Raw genomic sequence first — 18,913 nt, 5'->3', positions numbered from 1 at the left:
TATGGTTAACCGCCCTGGGCGGGCAACTGTTGAGAGCTACAGGGGAGCAGTTCAGCTAGTGACAGCACAGTCGATCAGCGGCCCGCGGGCGGCTGAACCCGAATTGTGCCGTGTGTCCGTCATCGGGGGGAATACCCAGCTCGACGTCGGTCTGCCGGCCAACGTTCCGATCGCCGCCTTCATCGGTGATCTGGTGCGCCTCATCGAATCCCGTAATCCGGACCCGATCGGCGGCGAGGAGGGGGGAACGCCACTCCAGTCGCAGCATTGGACGCTGGCCAAATTGGGACGCGACATGATCGCGCCCAGTCAGACGCTCAATGACGCCGAGATCTACGACGGCGAATTGCTGGTGCTGCGTGCGGTTTCCGCCAAGGAAGCGCCCGCGCTGTTCGACGACGTCATCGACGCTGTATCGAGGCTCACGGCGGAGGAGTTCCGCAGCTGGTCCGTGACCGCCGCACGGTGGACCGGACTGGTGGCGGGGGTGGCCGCGGTCGCGTTCGCGGTTGTGCTGGGCCTGATCTCGCGATCCGGGGGCGACAAGTTCGTCGCACCGCCGCTGCTGCTGGGCGGCGCCATCGCCGCGCTGGTCGCCGCCGCCATCGCCATGCGCAAGTACGCCGACGAGCTGACCGCGACCGTGCTCACGCTGTGCATGCTGCTGCTCACCTTCGGCGGCGCGGCGCTGGCCGTGCCGGGCTCGGTGGGCAGTCCGCACCTCATGCTCGGCGCGGCCGCGACCCTGCTGCTCGCCGTGGTCGGCTACCGCATCATCGGGGCCGGCGCCGCCGTGGTGTCCGCCGTCGTGACCGTGGTGATCCTCTCCGGAATCGGCGCGGCCGTGCGCATGATCTGGGATGCCGGGGTGCCGAAAGTGGCAGCGGGCGTTCTGGTCGCGTCGATCATCGTGCTGTCGATGGTGCCGCGGCTGGCCGCCATGCTGGCGCGACTGCCCGTGCCGCCGGTGCCCACCGCCGGCGCCGCCATCGATCCGGCCGACCACGAACCCCGCCCCACCATCGAGGGCATCGGCGCCATCGGAGCGACCGTGCTGCCCTCCGCGCACGGGCTCGGGCAGCGTGCTCGCACGGCCAATCAGTTCCAGACCGGCATCGTCATCGGCAGTGCGCTGGGCGCCGTCGCCGGTGCGCTCGGCACAGCCGACCCGCTGCACTCCGACCGCTGGCAGGGCATCGCCCTGGCCGTCGTCATCTCGATCATTCTCTGCCTGCGCGGACGCTCGTTCGCCGATCTCACCCAGGCCGCCACGCTGATCGCCAGCGGCTGTGTCACTTTCATCGGTCTGGCGGTGCTGCTGGCACTGTCCGACGACGGGATGCTGCTCGTCTCCGCCGGACTGCTGCTGGTATTCGCGGTGGGAGCCGTCGGATTCGGCGTCATCGGCCCGCATGTCGAGGTCACCCCGGTCACCCGGCGCTTCAACGAGCTGTTCGAATACGGCCTGATCGTGTCGATCGTCCCGTTGGTGCTGTGGATCATGGACGTCTACTCGACGGCCCGGAACATATGAGTCGGCGTCCTGGAAACTGGGCGCGAACACTGTGTGCGGGGGCGATTCTCGGCGGTGCGCTGCTGGGGCCGCAGGGCACCGCGGCGGCCACCGTCACCCAGCCCGATCCTGACCTCTCCCATATCGGGGATGCGCAGGCGCTGGCCGGCAAGCCCGCGCCACCGGTGCCGACCCAGAAGAACGCGGTCTGCGTCGAACAGTCGCTGAAGGGCGACACACCGCGCGATGAACCCGTCGCGCAGAAGGTGCTCGACCTGCCCGGGGCCTGGCAGGCCAATCCGGGGCCGAACCACAGGGGCGCGGGGCAGAAGGTCGCCGTGATCGATACGGGTGTGAATCGGCATCCGCGGCTGGCGAACCTGCAGGGCGGTGGGGACTACGTCTCCGATGGCGACGGCACCACCGAGGACTGCGACGGCCACGGCACCCTGGTCGCGGGCATCATCGCCGCTCAGCCCAGCGCGGACGACGCGTTCGTGGGAGTCGCGCCGGACGCGGAGATCCTGTCGATCCGTCAGCTCAGCGACGCCTACAAGGCCAAGGACTCCAATGGCGGGGACACGCCGGGCAGCATGAGCAAGTCGGGGTACGGCAATATGCAGACCCTCGCCGCGGCCGTGGTGCGCGCGGTGAATATGGGTGCGACCGTTATCAATATCTCCGAGGACGCCTGCACGGCCGCCGGAGGGGACACCGCGGACAGCACGCTCGGCGACGCCGTGCGGTTCGCCTACGAACAGAACGTGGTCGTGGTCGTCGCCGCCGGCAATGTGGACCAGGCCAATGGCTGCGGAACGCAGAACGACCAGTACAGCAATACCAAGACCAGCTGGGACAAGGTGAAGACCATCTCCAGCCCGGCCTGGTTCAACAAGTATGTGCTGGCGGTCGCCTCGGTTGATCCCAGCGGCGGACCCTCCAGCTTCTCGCTCTACGGCCCGTGGGTCGGTGTCGCGGCGATCGGGACCAACATCGTCTCGCTCGACAACAAGCCCGGCGGGACCGGGCTGGTCAACGCCACCGGCCTCGACTCGGGCCAGAAGGCCATCAACGGAACCAGTTTCGCGGCGCCGTACGTGGCGGGCCTGGCGGCGCTGGTGCGGGCGAAGTACCCGGACTGGACCGCGCGGCAGGTGATGAACCAGATCATGCTCACCGCGCATCAGCCCGGCACCGGCCGCGATGACCGCGTCGGCGCGGGCCTGATCGATCCGGTCGCCGCCCTCACCGCGCAGTTCCCGGCGAGCACGCTCACTGCGGACACGCCCGAGCTGCCGATCCATGTCGGGGCCGCGAAATCCCAGGCCTTCCCCACACCGCAAAAGCCTGTCGGCCCGCCGCGATTGCCGCGGCTGGTCGCCACCGTCGGAACCATCGTCTGTCTGTCCGCGCTGGGAATCGGTCTCGCCGTGTCGATTCCGTTCCGGCGACGCCGCCGCGACGACGAGCTACCCGACCTCGATTCCTAACGACCGGAGAAACACCCATGGCTACCGACGGTTTCGTGCGCCGGCCCCGCATCGCCCCACCCCGCGCCCCGGGCGGTGAGATGGCGTTGACCGCGCCGCCGGAGATTCCGCGTCCGGTGCCCGCGCCGCTCATGGGCAAGCTCATGCCGGTCGTCATGGTGGTCGCCATGATCGGCATGCTCGCCATGATGAGCTTGATGGGCCGGTCGATGCTGTCCAACCCGTACATGATGATGATGCCGATGATGATGATCATGTCGATGGCCGGCATGCTCATGGGTCAGCGCGGCAGCAGCAAGAGCTCCGCGGAGCTGAACGAGGAACGCAAGGACTACTTCCGGTACCTCGACCAGACTCGCCGCGAGGTGCGGCGCACCGGGCAGAAGCAGCTCGAGACGCTGGTTTGGAGCCATCCGGAACCGGCTGACCTGCCGTCCATCGTGGGCTCGCGGCGCATGTGGGAGCGGCGGCCCAACGATCCGGACTTCGGGCATGTGCGCGTCGGCATCGGCACGCACCGGCTGGCCGCCAAGCTGGCGCGGCCGGAAACCGGTCCGCTCGAGGATCTGGAGCCGGTGTCCACCGTGGCGTTGCGGCGTTTCGTGCGAACGCATTCCGTGGTGCACCACCTGCCGACGGCGGTGTCGCTGCGCGCCTTCCCGGCCATCAATGTCGAAGGACCGGCCGAGGACACGCGCGGGCTGGTGTGGTCGATGCTCATGGAGCTCACCGCGTTCCACGGCCCCGACCACGTCGCCGTTGCCATCGTCACGGCCGAACCCGACTGCGAGGCCTGGGCGTGGGCGAAATGGCTGCCGCACGTGCAGCATTCGAGCCAGCGCGACGGCATGGGCGCGGCCCGCATGATCTACGGCTCGCTCGGTGAGCTGGAGACGGCGCTCGCCGACGATCTGCTCGAGCGTGGGCGCTTCATGCGCAATCCGCAACCGACGCAGGGGCGCATGCACCTGGTCGTCGTCATCGACGACGGATATGTCAGCGGCAGTGAGCGTTTGATCAGCGAATCCGGTCTGGACGCGGTCACCGTCATCGACCTGAGCGCCGCCGAGAACAGCCTGGCCGCGCGGCGCGGGCTGCAGCTCGTCGCGGTCGAGGGAGAGGTGTTCGCCAAGAGCGCGGCCGGCACCGAGAAGTTCGCCAATGCCGACAGCGTGACCCTTGCCGAGGCGGAGGCGTTCTCGCGCAGCCTGGCTCGCTTCCGCATCGCCACCGCGGCGCAGATCGTCAGCCTCGGCGACAACACCTCCGCCGCCGACCCCGGTCTGATGAACCTGCTCAAGATTCCGGACGCGTCCCAGATCGACCCGGCCAAGGTGTGGCGGCCGCGCGCCGGCCGCGAACGACTACGGGTGCCCATCGGCATCACCCCGGACGGGACGCCCGTCGAGATCGACATCAAGGAATCCGCCGAGAACGGTATGGGGCCGCACGGCCTCTGCATCGGCGCCACCGGCTCGGGTAAGTCGGAATTCCTTCGCACACTGATTCTTTCGATGGTCACCACGCACTCGCCGGATCAGCTCAACCTGATCCTGGTCGACTTCAAGGGTGGTGCGACGTTCCTCGGTATGGACCCGCTGCCGCACGTGGCGGCGGTCATCACCAACCTCGAAGAAGAGCTCTCGCTCGTCGACCGTATGCGTGACGCGCTCGCCGGTGAGATGAACCGGCGGCAGGAACTGCTGCGCTCGGCGGGCAACTTCGCCAATGTCAACGAGTACGAGAAGGCCCGCGCGGCCGGCGTGCCGCTCGACCCGCTGCCCGCGCTGTTCGTGGTCATCGACGAGTTCTCCGAATTGCTCTCGCAGAAGCCCGATTTCGCGGATCTGTTCGTCATGATCGGCCGCCTGGGCCGCTCGCTCCACGTCCACCTGCTGCTGGCCTCGCAGCGGCTGGAGGAGAACAAGATGCGCGGCCTCGACTCGCATCTGTCCTATCGCATCGGTCTGCGTACGTTCTCGGCCAACGAATCCCGCGCGGTGCTCGGCATCACCGACGCCTATCACCTCCCCGGTGTCCCGGGTTCCGGCTACCTCAAGAGCGATGCCTCGGATCCGTTGCGGTTCAACGCGACCTATGTATCGGGTCCCTACGTCGCGCCCCGGGCCGCCCGGCAGGCCGCGGACGGCACCACCGTCGTCGAAGCGCCACCGCGCGAATTCACCGCCGCGATGGTCGAAATCCTCGAGCAGGCCGAACCGGAGAACCCGCTCGATCCGCTCGACCTGCTGCCGCCCCCGCCGCCGACGGGCGACGAAGGCCTGCCCGACAGCCTGCTCCAGACCGTCGTGAAACGCCTGACTGGTCACGGCCGCCCGGCCCACGAGGTCTGGCTGCCGCCGCTGGAAGAGTCGCCGACCGTGGACATGCTGCTGCCGGATCCGGACTGGCGGTCGCCGGTCAACCGGCACGGGCAGCTGTGGATGCCGATCGGCATCATCGACAAGCCCTATGAGCAGCGCCGCGACGTGCTCACCATCAATCTCGCCGGGGCGCAGGGCAATGTCGCCGTGGTCGGCGGCCCGCAGTCCGGCAAGTCCACCACGCTGCGCACCATCATCATGTCCGCGGCGGCCACGCACACGCCCGAACAGGCGCAGTTCTACTGCCTCGACTTCGGTGGTGGCTCCATGGCGGGTCTGGTGGGCCTGCCACACGTGGGTTCGGTCGCCGGCAAGCTCGACTCCGACAAGGTGCGGCGGACCATCGCCGAACTCGCCACCCTGCTGCGCGAACGCGAAGAGCGCTTTGCCGCCCAGGGCATCGAATCCATGGCCGAATTCCGGCGGCGCAAGCACGCCGCGCTGGCCTCGGACCGCGCCGACGACCCGGTACTTGCCGACCGATTCGGCGACGTGTTCCTGGTGATCGACAACTGGCAGGTCGTCCGCGAGGAATTCGACAGCCTGGAGCCGGTGGTCGGACAGCTTGCCGCCCAGGGTCTTTCGTACGGCATCCACGTGATCCTGGGCGCGAACCGCTGGGGCGAGATCCGCGCCTCCGTGAAGGACATGATCGGTACCCGCATCGAGCTGCGCCTGGGTGACCCCTCCGACTCCGAGATGGGCCGCCGCGTCGCGGTCAACGTCCCGCTCAACCGGCCCGGCCGCGGTCTCACCCCGGACCAGCTGCACATGCTCATCGCCATGCCGCGCCTGGACTCCGACACCAACGTCCAGAATCTGGCCGAGGGTGTGGCCGCGGCGCGCACCGAGATGCAGGCCATCTGGGGCGAACGTCGCGCACCCGCCGTTCGCACGCTGCCCGGTAGTGTGCCCCGCGAACAGGCGCTGGAACTGGCCCGCCGCCACGGAATTCAGCAGAGCCCCACCAAGGTGGTCATCGGCATCGGCGAATCCGAACTGCAGCCGATCGTCCTGGATTTCAGCTCCGACCCGCACTTCATGGTCTTCTCCGAAGTCGAATCGGGTAAGACCACGGTGCTGCGCAACATCATTCGCGGCCTGGCCGAGAGCTCCAATGCCGACACGGCCCGCGTCATCCTCATCGACTACCGCCGCACCCTGCTGGGTGTGCTGGAAGGCGATCAGCTGGCCGGGTACTCCACCTCCTCGCAGACCTGCGGCGGCATGATCAAGGAAGTAGTCAACTACCTCTCCAAGCGCATCCCCGGCTCCGACATCACCCCCCAGCAGCTGCGCGATCGCGACTGGTGGACCGGCCCGGAGATCTACGTCGTCGTCGACGACTACGACATGGTCGTCGCGGGCGGAAATCCCCTGGGCGCCTTGGTCGAACTCCTACCGCAGGCTCGCGACATCGGCCTGCACGTCATCATCTCCCGCAATATGGGTGGCATCTCCCGGGCCCTCTACGACCAGGTCCTGGGCTCGATGAAGAACCTGTCGGTCCCCGCCCTCCTCATGAGCGGCTCCCGGGACGAGGGCAAACTCATCGGCGACATCCGCCCCATGCGCCTCCCACCCGGCCGCGGCATCCTCTGGTCCCGCTCCCGCGGCGACGAAATGATCCAAATCGCCGACCTCCCCGCGCTGTAACCGGGTGGCACACAAGGAAGTCGCATGAACATCGGCTCCGGCTCGATACCCGGCGGCCACCGCATCGAACGCGCGCTCGGCAGCGGCGGAATGGGCACGGTCCACCTGGCCGCCCACTCCGCCCTGCCCCGCCGCCACGCCCTCTGGCCCCCTCGCCGAGGACCCCGAATTCCGTGCCCGCTTGGACCACGAAGCGAATCTCGCCATGACCCTCGACCATCCGAGCATCGTCGCCGTCCACAGCACGGTGTCTGCGGACGCGGGACCTCGCCGAAAGCGTCTACGCCGGTGACGATCCGGAAATGCGCCGCTGAGATGCAGTAGCCACAGGGATCACGTGGTTGCCGGGCCCGGCTCGGTGATCGCGCCGGGGAGGGTGCGCAGGAGTGGGTTGTGGGTGAGGGACCAGATGGTGGTGGGGTCCGGGTTCCGGGTGAAGCGGGTGGTTTCGCCTGCTGCCAGGGTGAGGGCTGGGCGCGTCGTGACCGGGTGGGGCCAGGCTGCGGTGGGGCGTTCGAAGAGGGCTCGGGAGGGGCCGGTGGCTTCGGGGCCGGCTATGCGGGCGAGGTGGAAGCCGGCGCGGAGGTAGTAGGCGTGGAGGTCGGTGTTGGTGGTCCAGGCGTCGAGGCGGACCCAGGTGCGGTGTTGTCCGCGGGCCAGGTGGGCGGCGTGGGCCAGCAGGGTTTCGCCGACGCGGGTTCCGGCGAAGCGGAGGTCGACGATCATGTAGTGGACGATCACGGCGTCGGCGAGTTCGCCCGGAGACCAGAGGTTTTCGTCGGCGCGGTCGTTGACGGTGATGGTGCCGGCCGCTTCGCCGTCCACCTCGGCGATCCAGGTCTCGCCCTGGCGGACCGCGTGGGCGACGGACCGGACGAAGGTCTCGATGGGGAGTCCTCGCCCGGCCCGCGTCCACTGGTCACTGCCGCGCGCCGCCAGCCAGCTCGTACGTTGCAGCCGGAACCGGGTGATGGTCCCAAGATCGGCGATGCGGGCGCGGCGCAGGTGCGGCTTCATGGCGAACCGGGTAACAGGGAATTACCGAAGGAATGGGAATTTCCGGACGGAAATGGAGCACCCAGAGTTTTACGAATAATGTCCGTTCCTTCGTCATCGCCCAATTCGTATGCCAATCGGTTGCGGGCCGCTGTGGAACGATGGCGCGTCACTCGGGTGACGCGATCGTGATTCGCTCCGATGCGGAGGTGGTCGAGCAGTAGCGTACCCGGGCCCACGCCCAGCAGCGCCGCCTCCTCGGCCGTGGCGGGTCGGGCGACGATGGTGTCGCGATGGGCGGTCTCGCCGAATCCGCGTTCGGCGAGCCGCCGCGTGGTGCCCTCCGGAATGTCGTGTGGTGCGTCGATTCCGGTGGCCTCGGCCAGATCTCGCGGATAGAAGCTGACCTCCCACGACCACGGCTCGTTGTCCAGATACTGCATGATCGTGCGCGACACGACCCACTCGTCGCGCGCGATACCCAGCCAGTGCGCCACTTCCGGACTGGCCGGTTCCATTCTGGCGCTGAACTGTTTGGACGGCTCCCGCCCAGCGGCGCGCGCGATCTCGGAGAAGATGTCGTGCGCCGCCTTCGGCCGGTCCGGCCGAACATGGTTGGTGACAACGGATTCCAGCACTTCCTGACTGCGCACGATGGTGCCCCGGGAAGTGGCGGTGTAAACCAGGTTTTCGGCAACCAGGAGCTGAATTGCGTTGCGAGCAGTTGTAATCGACACCTGCATCTGGTCGGCCAGCTCATTGTGACTCGGCAGTCGATCGCCCGGTTCCCACTTGCCGGCGCGGATCTCCTCGCGGAGGAGGTCTGCGATCCGTTGATATCTCGGACCGTCCGCCATCTCGCTCCTCGGTTGTTGCTTCAAGGCCAAAAGTCTACTCCGGTAGTACTACTGCCGTGTAAGGCTTGACACCAGCATTCTGAGGTTTATTGTAATGAACGTCCTGAATGCGGTGTTGTTATACGTCGAAGAACGCGAGGCAACGTGGCAGGTTCGGAGACAACAAACACGGTCGTTGTGGCATTGCCCGACGTGTCCGCTTCGTATGCGGATATGGAGGCGCAGCCCTTGGCTGCCGGCCTATTGCCGACCTCCGACCTACTACTGCGCGCTTGTCGCGGTCACCGGGTGATCGGCGGACCCCTGCTGTGGTTCGCCCATGATCTCGCGGTGCTGCACGAGCGGCGGCTGGTCGGGCGCGGCGGTATCGGTCCGGAAACCGATCCCACCTCGATCGTCGAAACAAAGCGCCGCCGAATCGAATTGGTCATGGCCATCGACGACTGGATCGTGCGCTCGGTTCCCCAGCATCGGCTGGGTGCGACCCTGCACACCGAAACGGTCGGTTCGGTCATCGATCGCCTCGCAGAGGCTTCGGTTCGGGCTCATCACGCGTTGATGACCCTTGACGCGAATGATGAAATGCTACACGGCGCTTGGCACCATTTAGCCGAATTGTCGGACGCTTACGACGATCTCGTTCGTGATGTGCTCGCCGGTCGGCGGCGGCTGCCCGCCTGGTGAATAACGAAACAACTGTGCGGTCCGGGCCCGAGGGCGGCCCGGACCGCCATGTTCCGCGCGAAAGATCATTTGCAATTACAGTGCGCGGAGTTGGCTACTTCGGCAGTTGCCGGATGGCCTCGTCGAGCAGTGTCACGGCCTTGCCGCATGCATCTGGTGAATTCGACAGATCGGACACCGTGAGCTTCAGTTGCTCGGCATTGCCTTTATCCGTGGGCCGCACCAGATAGCTGAGGTAGCAGTCGTTGCTGGAGCGTGCGCCGATGACGTACGCGGTGAATTCGCCGGCCTGCAGGGTCTCGTAGGTCCACTCGCCCTGATCGGGGCGGCTCTGGTCGACCAGGTCGACGCGGACCCAGCCGTCCTGGCCGATGGTCGCGCAGGCGTGCGGGGCGCGCTGATGGTCGGCGATATCGCCGACGATCTCCCGAATCGTGCTGTCCTGTACCACCGAACACGGGTCCACGCGCAGAATCGAATTCGACGGGACTGTCCGCTGCGGCACGTACGAGGTGAGCTGCTGTGCGACGGCGGTCAGCGCGTCCTCCGCCGCGGTGCAGGCGGTGCCCGGCTGGGCCGCGGGGTCCAGCTCCTCGGCCGACATCCGCAGCGGCACATTCCCGCCGGACTGGGTCACCAGCACGGTGTCGCATTTGTTGTCCGCGGCTCCGGCGCTGAGGATCGGGCCCCAGCCGGCGGTCCGGCCCGTCGGCGTCAACTGGTCCACACCGATGGCGTGGTCGGGAATGTCCAGGTTGTAGTGGACCTTTCGCTGCGTCGAATCGACCACGGTGGTGCCGCAGCCGCCCTCGGGCGAGGCTTGCGGATCACCGGTACGTGTGCCGAGCTTGCCGGGCACCGCCTTGTCGATGACCGCGCAGAAGTCCAGCAGCCGCAATTCCATGGCCGTCAAGTCCAGTGACGGGTCCGTGCGCGGCTGGGCATGGCCGTCGGTCTGCGACGACCGGCTCAGCCCCGCCAGCGTGCCGCTCACCACCACCAGGCCGGTGACGGCCGCCGCCGCCCAGCCGATCGTCCGCCGCCGCCGACCGGCCAAGCGCGCCAGCTGATCCCGGTAGCGGGTCTCCTGCTCACCGCTGGACGCCCACCACTCGGCATCTGCTCGATGCGTCTCGATGAACTCCAGCACCGGTTGCGGCCACGCCGATTCCGCGGGAATGCGCTCCGCCTGCTCCAGCAGCTGACGCGCCGACGGGCGATGCGCGTGATCGGGCGCCAGGCAGGACTCCACCAGTTTGCGCAGCGCATGCGGGACCGCCTGCAGATCCGGTGTGGCGGACATGGATCCGGTGGCGGCCAGGACCAGCAGCATGCCGACCGCGTAGATGTCGACGGCGGAGGTCACCGGCTCGCCCCCGGCCTGCTCGGGAGCCAGGTAGGGCGCAGCGTCGGCGACGGCGGCCGAGGCGCCCTCGCCGTCGCGTGCCCGGGTGATACCGAAATCGATGATGCGCGGGCCCTCGGGCATCAGCAGGACATTGCCGGGCTTGAGATTCCGGTGCACCAGCACCGCCCGGTGCACCTCGATCAGGGCGGCGGCCAGGCCGATCGCCAGCAGGCGCAGGCCCGGAAGCGGCAGCGGACCGCAGGCCGCGACGACCGTCGCGAGATCCGGCGCCGGCAGGTATTCGGTGGCCAGCCAGGGGCGTTCGGCATCCGCGTCACTGTCCACCACGGCCGCCGTATACGGTCCGGTCAGCTGCTTGGTGGTCTCCAGCTCCCGCTGGAAGCGCGCCCGGAACTCCATATCCACGGTCTGCGAGCGGTGAATCTGTTTGACCGCCACCAGCTTTCCGGTGGGCGTGCGGCCCAGCAGCACCCGGCCCATATCGCCGGTGCCGATGACGGCGATCATATGGTGCGGGCCGATCCAGCGCGGATCGTCGGGCAGCAGTGCCTTCATCGCGGACCTCCCATGATCGCGTACTGCGCCGCCGCCAGCTGCCGGACATCGGTCTCGGTATTGCTGTAGACCACCGCCACATACCCGTCGCGCACCACCACACAGCGATAGCGGCGGGCCTGCACGGATTTCGGGTCCGGGCGGGTCGCCTGCGAACAGGTTGCGGCGGTCAGGCCGCGGACATTACGCATCCAGGTGTACTCCGAGTTCTCAGGGTCGGCGGCGAGGTCTCGGCCGTACTGTGCGGCGGCCTTCGAATCCCGCATCCGATACAGGTACTTGTTGTGGGACACCGCCAGCGCTGTCACGCCGCTGCCGGAGTATTTGTCGAAAGTGTGCGGTGGCTCCGGTGAGAGCGCCGAGAAGGCGCGGACCCCGAAGGCGGCGAACGTCTTCGGGTCGGCCAGCGGATCACCGGTGCGCACCAGCCGGATCAGCAGGCCGTCCGGATCGAGCGGCACCGTGGCCGGATCCGGAACGGGGGAGGTGTCGACATCGGCCAGCCCGGCCACCTGCTTGCGATAGGTGGTGGTGACCATGTCGACCAGCCGGCCCAGATCGGGATCCGGTAGTTCGGCGTACACCCGGATCACCACGTTCTGCCACGCCATGAGACTGCCCAGCGCAGGGACGCCCGGCCGCCAATGACTCAGCGCGGCCGGGAAGGCATCCACCCCGACCGGCGCGTTGTCGGGACTCGCCGCGAAATCGACCCGGGCCATCTCCGCCGCGGCCGCCGTCGCCGACTGCTCGTCGCGAAATGCCGTGAGCGATATCGCCAGATACTTCTGGGGCGGACCGTCACCGGCAGGCCGGTTCGCGGCCGCGATACCGAAGGAACCGGCCACGCCGAAGGGGCGCGCCGCCGCCCGCTGCTGCGGCGAGAGCGCGGTCTCGTGGAAGCCGCGATCGTCGGCCGAGATCCCGCCGCCGCGCACCGTCGTCAGGTCGGGATCGATATCGGTCGCGAAGACGATGTGATCCGCCAGCCGCACCGACTCGGCGAAGATGCCGCGGATCCGGCTCGGCTGCCGATCGAAGTCATCGTCGCCGTGAATCGCGTACGGCCCGTAATCCGGTGCACCGCCGTCGTTCCCGCACGCGGCGGCCAGGACCAGCACGGCGGCACCCATTCCGGCGGCGCACCATCGCCCGGACCTCAGACGCATCCGTTCCCCTCACCCACCGGTCAGTGGCGGGCCGGCCGTACGTGCAAAACCCGCATCGCGCCGAGGCGAGCGGCGCGATCGAGCCACAAACTAGCACCCGGCCGGTGCCATGTCATGCGCAGCCGTCCCGGTCGAAGCCACTGCCCGCGAACCGATTCGGAACCGGTGCCGGGACCGGCCCCGGCTCAGCCCCGATAGTGCCGGTGGTCGGCCCCGAAATCATCGGCGACGGTGGCCGCCAGCTCGACATACGCGCGTTTGGCGGGCTTGCTCAGGCGGTGCAGATCGATCTCCGCACCCTCACCCAGATGCGCGTCGTAGGGGATGATGTGCACTGCGCGGCAACGCGACAGGAAATAGTCGCGCAGCTGATTGATGCCGACATTCGGGGCGCCCGGGCGCGGCAGGTTGATCACCACCACGGCATTGCGAACCAGATGATCGTGCCCGTGTAGCGACAGCCAGTCCAGGGTGGCGGCGGCACTGCGCGCGCCGTCGATGGCCGAGGACGAGATCAGCACCAGGGAGTGCGCCAGATCCAGCACGCCGGCCATGGCCGAATGCATCAGGCCGGTACCGCAGTCGGTGAGGATGATGTTGTAGAAGCGCTGCAGGATGCGCGCGACCGCGCGGTACTCTTCCTCGCTGAACGCCTCCGACGCCGCCGGATCCCGCTCACTGGCCAGCACCTCCAGGCGGCTGCTGCCCTGCGAAGTGTGGCGGCGCACATCCGAATACCGCTGAATCTGCTCGTCCAGCAACAGATCCCGCACTGTCGACCGGGTCTGCAGCGGCACCCGCTGCGACAGCGTCCCGAAGTCCGGGTTCGCGTCGACCGCGATCACCCGGTCCCCGCGAATCGAGGAGAAGATCGAGCCCAACCCCATGGTGGTCGTCGTCTTCCCGACGCCGCCCTTCAGCGACAGCACCGCGATCCGGTAATCCCCGCGCACCGGCTGCCGGATCCGCGCGACCAACTCCTGCAGCCGCCGCTCCTCCGCCGACATCCCGGGATTGATGGCGCCACCGGACATATGGTGCACGGCCCGGCGCCACCCCGACTCCGGGGCCTTCTTGGCCCGCCGCATCGGCACATCATCCAGCGACGGCACGGGACCACCGGCAAACCCGCGCGGCCCGCCCGCACCCCAGCCGCCCGCCCCCGGCCCACCGACCCCCGGCTGCCCGGAAGCCGGCACACCGTACTGTCCCGGACCCCCGCTTTGCCCAGGAGCCGAAACACCATATTGGCCCGGAGCCCCGGCTTGCCCTGGCGCCGAGACGCCATGTCGCCCTGGAGCACCGGCCTGTCCAGGGCCTATGCCGTACTGCCCGGGGACGGCGGCCTCCGGCTGGCCCGGCGCAGCCTGGCTCCCGGGCCCACCGAACCCCTGCTGTCCCGGGCCGCCAGGCACATTGCCCGCATCCGGCCCGGATCCGTTCGGGTGAACAGCGCCCTGTTCCTGTCCCGGTGCGGCCCAGGGCATTTGCCCACCAGCACCCGTGCCCTGCGCTCCCGGACCACCGGCGTGCGGCCCGGTCAACCCGGCGGCTGCCGCCTCGGACATGGGCGCGTTCGCCCAAGGATTCGCGTCCGGGTTGGTGGCGTCCGCGCCACCCGGCATCGGCCCATCCGGCCCCTGCGCCCAAGGATTCAACTGCGGCGGAACCGCACCCGCTGGGGATCCCGGGGTCTGCTGCATCGCCGGCATCCCCGAATCGGGTCGACCCGGACCGTTCGCCTGCGGGCCGTTCAGACCCGCAGCTGCTGCCTCGGACATGGGTACGTTCGCCCAGGGGTTCGCATCCCCATCGGGGTTGCCGGACGAACCGTCCGGATGGGTGAAGTTCGGCCCCGGTGCCTGCCCCCACGGATTCGGCTGCGGCGGAACAGGACCCGCCGGGAACCCTGGAGTCGGCTGCATCGGAGGAAGCCCGGAATCAGCCGCCGGCGGCATCGCCTGTGCGCCTGGAAAAGGGCCCGGAACCGGTGGCGAGGGCGGCATCCACTGGCCGCCATTGCCGGACATCTGCGCGCCGGGACCCGGAATCTGGGGCAGCGAACCGGATCCGGTGTTCTGCGGCAGCGGGCCTGATCCCCGCGGACCGGTTGCGGGAACCTGTGGGATGGGTTCCGTGCCGTGCGGCGAGGTGCCGGGCATCGGGGGCAGGGGCGGACGGTTGTCGTTCTGGCCGGGGGTGGGCGGGGTGGAATTCCCTTGCGGTGCAGGGGGTACGGGGTCGCCGGGGTGGGGGTCCGATGGCCGAGGGAGTGGGACTTCCGCGGCGCGGTGACGGCCCGGGGTCATCGACTGGTCGAAAGCGGTGTTCGGGTCGGCTTGCCCGTCGTCGGTGGGCGCGCCGGACAGACCGGCCGGCTGGGCCTCGAGCAGTTCGTGCGCGGCGGCCTGGCCGGGGTCCGCGTGGCCGGTGTCATCGGGCTGACGGGAGTCCGGTTGATCTGCGCCGGGTCCGGTTTCGGGGGCCGGGGGGATCGGTGTGCGTGTGGTCGGGGCGGTCGGGGCGATGATGCCGGAGCCGGTCGCGTCCAGGTCGCCCGGAGCCGGGGGCAGGGGCGGGTGCGCCATCTTGGTGGTGGCGTCGGCCGGATCGGCTGCGGTATCGGCTTCGCCGGGGGACGGGGGCAGCGGCGGGCGCGGGGCGCGGAGCGCCGGATCGTTTGCGGCCGAGTCGACTTCACCGGGGGAGGGCGGGAGCGGCGCCCGGGTGGCGGGATCCGCCGGGGGACGCGCGAGGTTGGCCGGGCCGGGAGTACCCGCGGCCGATGCACTGGCGAGGGAGGCGCCCCTCGGATGTGACTCAGCGGCACTCGGGCCCTGTGGTGAGTTCGGCGAAGACGGCAGTGGCGGCGGGGTGAAGTCGGGTTTCGCCTGCTGCGGTTGCGCCGGAGCGGACAGCTCGGCCGGATCCACGGGTTCGGCGGGCGGCGTGGGCGGCATCGAGAATTGCGGACCCTGTACAGGTCCCAGCGGACCCGGCCGAGCCGGTTCGGCACCGACGATGCGCTGCGTCGGATCAACCGGGGGCGTCGGCGGAGGCGAGAACTGCGGACCGGGCGTGGGGCCGAGCGGGCCCGAATGAGGACCCGGGCGAGCCGGTTCCGGGGCGGCCGGGTGTCCGGGTTGTCCGCCATTGGCTGGAGGGATGTCGAAGCGAGGCCCCTGCGGAAGGTTGGGCGCCTGGCCGGGATGCGGTGTACCGCCGAAGTCTTGACCGTTGGGCGGCGTGGAGCCTTGCCCATTGTGCGGCCCGGGCGCAGGGCGCCGGCCGTTCTGCGAGAGCTGGGCCGGGGTTTGGCCATTCGGCGGCTGTGCCGGGCCGTGGCCGTTGGGCTGTGGCGGTCGCGTGTTGTGTCCGTTGGACTGCAGATTCGCGCTGCCCGACTGGTCGCCGCGGTGGGGGAGGTTGAAGTGGGTGCCGGGGTCGCGGGTCGGCATCGGGGTGGCCGGCTGCGAGGCCCACGGATTCGGCTCGGCGCCACCGGAGGTGGGGGCGGGATTCGTGGCGGGCGGCTGGGCAGTGGGCTCGGGTGGCGCGTCCTTGCGCGGCTTGCGCCGGCCGAAGAGGCCGCGGCCGCCCTTCTGCTCGGGGATGACCTCGTCCTGAGGGAGATTCTCGACGGGAGCCTCGTAACCGGTTGCGGCGACGTCGCTCTCGGAGAGCCAGGGCGGGAGCATTGGGAGTCCGTCGTTCTCGCGACTCACATCTACCCCCGGTGTTCGATTGAGCGTGCAGGACAGCGCGTAGTTTAGCGATCTCCGACGGGTGCGTGCCCGGCGTATCTCGTCCGCCCGGTGGCGTGCTGCACGCGACCGGTGGGATCGGCTGTGCACAGCGGGGCACGTCACGACACCCGTATTTGGCCGGGTCTGGGGAAACGGGTAAGCTAGGTCGCTGGTGACTTACATAGTGGTTGTGGCATGTCCTAGTGCCGCCTCCAGTGAGTATGTCACCGGGTTGGCCGCAATGCACCACCAACTTCGGGGCCGACCTGCCGTAATGAGCTTGAACCAACCAGGTTCAGCCTAACCGGGATCGCGGAGGATATGGCGAAGAAGGAAGGGGCCATCGAGGTCGAGGGCCGGGTTATCGAGCCGTTGCCCAACGCGATGTTCCGGATCGAGCTGGAAAACGGTCACAAGGTGCTGGCCCACATCAGCGGCAAGATGCGGCAGCACTACATCCGCATCCTGCCCGAGGACCGCGTCGTCGTGGAGCTGTCGCCCTACGACCTGACCCGCGGCCGCATCGTCTACCGCTACAAGTGAGTCACCCCCGCGGGTGCCAAAGACTTCCGGGGCCGCGAGTCCCGGGTTTTCCCCGGTCAAACCGGCCGGGGAAAAACTGTGTTCACGGCCAGTGAACACCAACCCAGATTGGATCTGACGTGAAGGTTCAGCCGTCCGTCAAGCCGATCTGCGAGAAGTGCAAGGTGATCCGCCGCCACGGTCGGGTCATGGTGATCTGCGAGAACCTGCGCCACAAGCAGCGTCAGGGCTGATTGCGGCCTCGTGCCGTGATCGCCGGGACAGTGGATTCTTCACGCCCCCGGTCGCTCACCGCCAAGCACCGAACGCAGTTCGGATTGGCAACAAAGAAGAAACTCCCAGCACCAGTCGCCGTCGCCGAGTCCCGTAGGGGACGGATGGCGGCCCACCCCCGGTACGGAGGCCGGGGCCCCACTCACGAGGGGACGGACAGGGAGCAGACCTCCGCAAAAGTAAGGAATCGCCAACCATGGCACGTCTGATGGGCGTCGACCTCCCGCGCGAAAAGCGCATGGAGATCGCGCTGACCTACATCTTCGGCATCGGCCGTACCCGCGCCAAGGAGATCCTCGCGGAGACGGGCGTCAGCCCGGACCTGCGGTCGAAGGACCTCAGCGATGACGACCTGACCAAGCTCCGCGACTTCATCGAAGCGCAGGACTTCAAGGTCGAGGGTGACCTGCGCCGCGAGGTGCAGGCCGACATCCGTCGCAAGATCGAGATCGGCTGCTACCAGGGCATCCGCCACCGTCGTGGCCTGCCTGTGCGTGGCCAGCGGACCAAGACCAACGCCCGCACGCGCAAGGGTCCGAAGAAGACCGTCGCCGGCAAGAAGAAGTAGGGATAGCGCATGCCTCCGAAGAGCCGGGCCTCGGGCCCGAAGAAGACTCAGAAGTCGCGTCGCCGGGATAAGAAGAACATCCCGCACGGCCACGCGCACATCAAGAGCACGTTCAACAACACGATCGTGTCCATCACCGACCCCGAAGGCAACGTCATCTCCTGGGCGTCCTCCGGCCACGTCGGTTTCAAGGGCTCGCGTAAGTCGACTCCGTTCGCCGCGCAGCTGGCCGCCGAGAACGCTGCCCGCAAGGCGCAGGAGAACGGCGTCAAGAAGGTCGACGTCTTCGTGAAGGGCCCGGGTTCGGGCCGCGAGACCGCGATCCGCTCCCTCCAGGCCGCCGGCCTCGAGGTCGGCACGATCTCCGATGTCACCCCGCAGCCCCACAACGGCTGCCGTCCGCCCAAGCGGCGTCGCGTCTAGCGGGAAGGAAGAGTAGAAAACAATGGCTCGTTATACCGGCCCTATCACCCGCAAGTCGCGTCGTCTGCGTGTCGACCTCGTCGGAGGCGACCAGGCGTTCGAGCGTCGTCCTTACCCGCCCGGCCAGCACGGCCGCGCGCGGATCAAGGAGTCCGAGTACCTCATGCAGCTGCAGGAGAAGCAGAAGGCTCGCTTCTCGTACGGCGTCATGGAGAAGCAGTTCCGCCGCTACTACGAAGAGGCCAACCGCCAGAAGGGCAAGACCGGCGACAACCTGCTGCGTCTGCTCGAGTCGCGGCTGGACAACGTCGTGTACCGCGCCGGTCTGGCCCGGACCCGTCGTGGCGCCCGTCAGCTGGTCTCGCACGGCCACTTCACCGTCAACGGTGTGAAGGTCGATGTGCCCAGCTTCCAGGTCTCGCAGTACGACATCATCGATGTCAAGCCGAAGTCGCTGGCCATGTACCCCTTCCAGGTGGCGCGTGAGACCGTCGGCGACCGCCCGATCCCGGGCTGGCTGCAGGTCGTTCCCGGCCGGCTGCGGATCCTGGTGCACCAGCTCCCCGAGCGTGCGCAGATCGATGTTCCGCTGCAGGAACAGCTGATCGTCGAGTTCTACTCGAAGTAATAGGTGCGCGTATGCGCGCCGCTGGTTGCGGCCCCGGTGTAACCGCCTGGGCCGCAACA

Annotated in this window: 14 protein-coding genes; 9 read left to right on the top strand and 5 right to left on the bottom strand. The window is 68.4% G+C overall.

The window, feature by feature from the left end; translation table 11 throughout:
- Positions 1-112 precede the first annotated feature (112 nt).
- The 3 genes from eccD to eccCa are packed head-to-tail and all read left to right on the top strand — an operon-like array spanning position 113 to position 7,043.
- Positions 113-1,534, top strand: a complete 1,422-nt coding sequence (eccD, locus tag ACWEQQ_RS03475; protein ID WP_452346983.1) for a type VII secretion integral membrane protein EccD — start codon at positions 113-115, stop codon at positions 1,532-1,534.
- On the top strand, positions 1,531-3,003 hold the full coding sequence (gene mycP, locus ACWEQQ_RS03470; RefSeq protein ID WP_452338373.1) for a type VII secretion-associated serine protease mycosin: 1,473 nt from the start codon (positions 1,531-1,533) through the stop codon (positions 3,001-3,003). The genes eccD and mycP overlap by 4 nt, the downstream gene beginning before the upstream one ends.
- Before the next feature lie 17 nt (positions 3,004-3,020).
- Positions 3,021-7,043: a type VII secretion protein EccCa gene (eccCa, locus tag ACWEQQ_RS03465; protein WP_452346982.1), complete on the top strand. Its 4,023-nt coding sequence runs from the start codon at positions 3,021-3,023 to the stop codon at positions 7,041-7,043.
- A gap of 333 nt (positions 7,044-7,376) precedes the next feature.
- Here the strand turns inward: eccCa and ACWEQQ_RS03460 are convergent, their stop codons facing one another.
- The gene (locus ACWEQQ_RS03460; protein WP_452338375.1) at positions 7,377-8,060 is read right to left on the bottom strand and encodes a GNAT family N-acetyltransferase; all 684 of its coding nucleotides are present in this window, start codon (positions 8,058-8,060) and stop codon (positions 7,377-7,379) included.
- Positions 8,057-8,896, bottom strand: coding sequence for a GntR family transcriptional regulator (locus ACWEQQ_RS03455; RefSeq protein WP_452346981.1), 840 nt, complete (start codon positions 8,894-8,896; stop codon positions 8,057-8,059). Before ACWEQQ_RS03455 ends, ACWEQQ_RS03460 begins: the two co-directional genes overlap by 4 nt.
- A gap of 330 nt (positions 8,897-9,226) precedes the next feature.
- On the opposite strand from ACWEQQ_RS03455, the gene ACWEQQ_RS03450 reads away from it, so the two are divergent.
- Entirely contained in the window at positions 9,227-9,580 is a 354-nt protein-coding gene (locus tag ACWEQQ_RS03450) for a DUF4254 domain-containing protein (RefSeq protein WP_354830395.1), read from the top strand.
- Positions 9,581-9,674: 94 nt separating this feature from the next.
- Here ACWEQQ_RS03450 and ACWEQQ_RS03445 read toward each other — a convergent pair whose 3' ends face one another.
- The 3 genes from ACWEQQ_RS03445 to ACWEQQ_RS03435 all read right to left on the bottom strand — a co-directional run bounded on the left by ACWEQQ_RS03445 (position 9,675) and on the right by ACWEQQ_RS03435 (position 14,241).
- Positions 9,675-11,504, bottom strand: coding sequence for a serine/threonine protein kinase (locus tag ACWEQQ_RS03445; RefSeq protein ID WP_452346980.1), 1,830 nt, complete (start codon positions 11,502-11,504; stop codon positions 9,675-9,677).
- Positions 11,501-12,637, bottom strand: a complete 1,137-nt coding sequence (locus ACWEQQ_RS03440) for a DUF7373 family lipoprotein (RefSeq protein WP_452346979.1) — start codon at positions 12,635-12,637, stop codon at positions 11,501-11,503. Before ACWEQQ_RS03440 ends, ACWEQQ_RS03445 begins: the two co-directional genes overlap by 4 nt.
- A gap of 221 nt (positions 12,638-12,858) precedes the next feature.
- On the bottom strand, positions 12,859-14,241 hold the full coding sequence (locus tag ACWEQQ_RS03435) for a MinD/ParA family ATP-binding protein (protein ID WP_452347088.1): 1,383 nt from the start codon (positions 14,239-14,241) through the stop codon (positions 12,859-12,861).
- A gap of 2,499 nt (positions 14,242-16,740) precedes the next feature.
- On the opposite strand from ACWEQQ_RS03435, the gene infA reads away from it, so the two are divergent.
- The 5 genes from infA to rpsD all read left to right on the top strand — a co-directional run bounded on the left by infA (position 16,741) and on the right by rpsD (position 18,854).
- Entirely contained in the window at positions 16,741-16,962 is a 222-nt protein-coding gene (infA, locus tag ACWEQQ_RS03430) for a translation initiation factor IF-1 (RefSeq protein WP_040804562.1), read from the top strand.
- 119 nt (positions 16,963-17,081) lie between these two features.
- On the top strand, positions 17,082-17,195 hold the full coding sequence (rpmJ, locus tag ACWEQQ_RS03425; protein ID WP_033085975.1) for a 50S ribosomal protein L36: 114 nt from the start codon (positions 17,082-17,084) through the stop codon (positions 17,193-17,195).
- Positions 17,196-17,431: 236 nt separating this feature from the next.
- A complete protein-coding gene (gene rpsM, locus ACWEQQ_RS03420) occupies positions 17,432-17,803 on the top strand; it encodes a 30S ribosomal protein S13 (protein ID WP_326309472.1) in 372 nt (123 codons plus the stop codon).
- A 9-nt stretch (positions 17,804-17,812) separates the two neighbouring features.
- Entirely contained in the window at positions 17,813-18,226 is a 414-nt protein-coding gene (gene rpsK, locus ACWEQQ_RS03415) for a 30S ribosomal protein S11 (protein WP_040855472.1), read from the top strand.
- 22 nt (positions 18,227-18,248) lie between these two features.
- The gene (gene rpsD, locus ACWEQQ_RS03410) at positions 18,249-18,854 is read left to right on the top strand and encodes a 30S ribosomal protein S4 (protein WP_040855473.1); all 606 of its coding nucleotides are present in this window, start codon (positions 18,249-18,251) and stop codon (positions 18,852-18,854) included.
- The last annotated feature ends 59 nt before the right edge of the window (positions 18,855-18,913 follow it).

The organism is Nocardia sp. NPDC004123 (genome assembly GCF_053603795.1).
This window is presented reverse-complemented; position numbering and strand designations above follow the sequence as displayed.

Coding starts and splice junctions, on each gene's coding strand:
- mycP (WP_452338373.1), top strand. CDS start 1,531: ATGAGTCGGCGTCCTGGAAACTGGGCGCGAACACTGTGTGCGGGGGCG.
- eccCa (WP_452346982.1), top strand. CDS start 3,021: ATGGCTACCGACGGTTTCGTGCGCCGGCCCCGCATCGCCCCACCCCGC.
- ACWEQQ_RS03460 (WP_452338375.1), bottom strand. CDS start 8,060: ATGAAGCCGCACCTGCGCCGCGCCCGCATCGCCGATCTTGGGACCATC.
- ACWEQQ_RS03455 (WP_452346981.1), bottom strand. CDS start 8,896: ATGGCGGACGGTCCGAGATATCAACGGATCGCAGACCTCCTCCGCGAG.
- ACWEQQ_RS03445 (WP_452346980.1), bottom strand. CDS start 11,504: ATGAAGGCACTGCTGCCCGACGATCCGCGCTGGATCGGCCCGCACCAT.
- ACWEQQ_RS03440 (WP_452346979.1), bottom strand. CDS start 12,637: ATGGGTGCCGCCGTGCTGGTCCTGGCCGCCGCGTGCGGGAACGACGGC.
- ACWEQQ_RS03435 (WP_452347088.1), bottom strand. CDS start 14,241: ATGTCCGAGGCGGCAGCCGCCGGGTTGACCGGGCCGCACGCCGGTGGT.
- infA (WP_040804562.1), top strand. CDS start 16,741: ATGGCGAAGAAGGAAGGGGCCATCGAGGTCGAGGGCCGGGTTATCGAG.
- rpsM (WP_326309472.1), top strand. CDS start 17,432: ATGGCACGTCTGATGGGCGTCGACCTCCCGCGCGAAAAGCGCATGGAG.
- rpsK (WP_040855472.1), top strand. CDS start 17,813: ATGCCTCCGAAGAGCCGGGCCTCGGGCCCGAAGAAGACTCAGAAGTCG.
- rpsD (WP_040855473.1), top strand. CDS start 18,249: ATGGCTCGTTATACCGGCCCTATCACCCGCAAGTCGCGTCGTCTGCGT.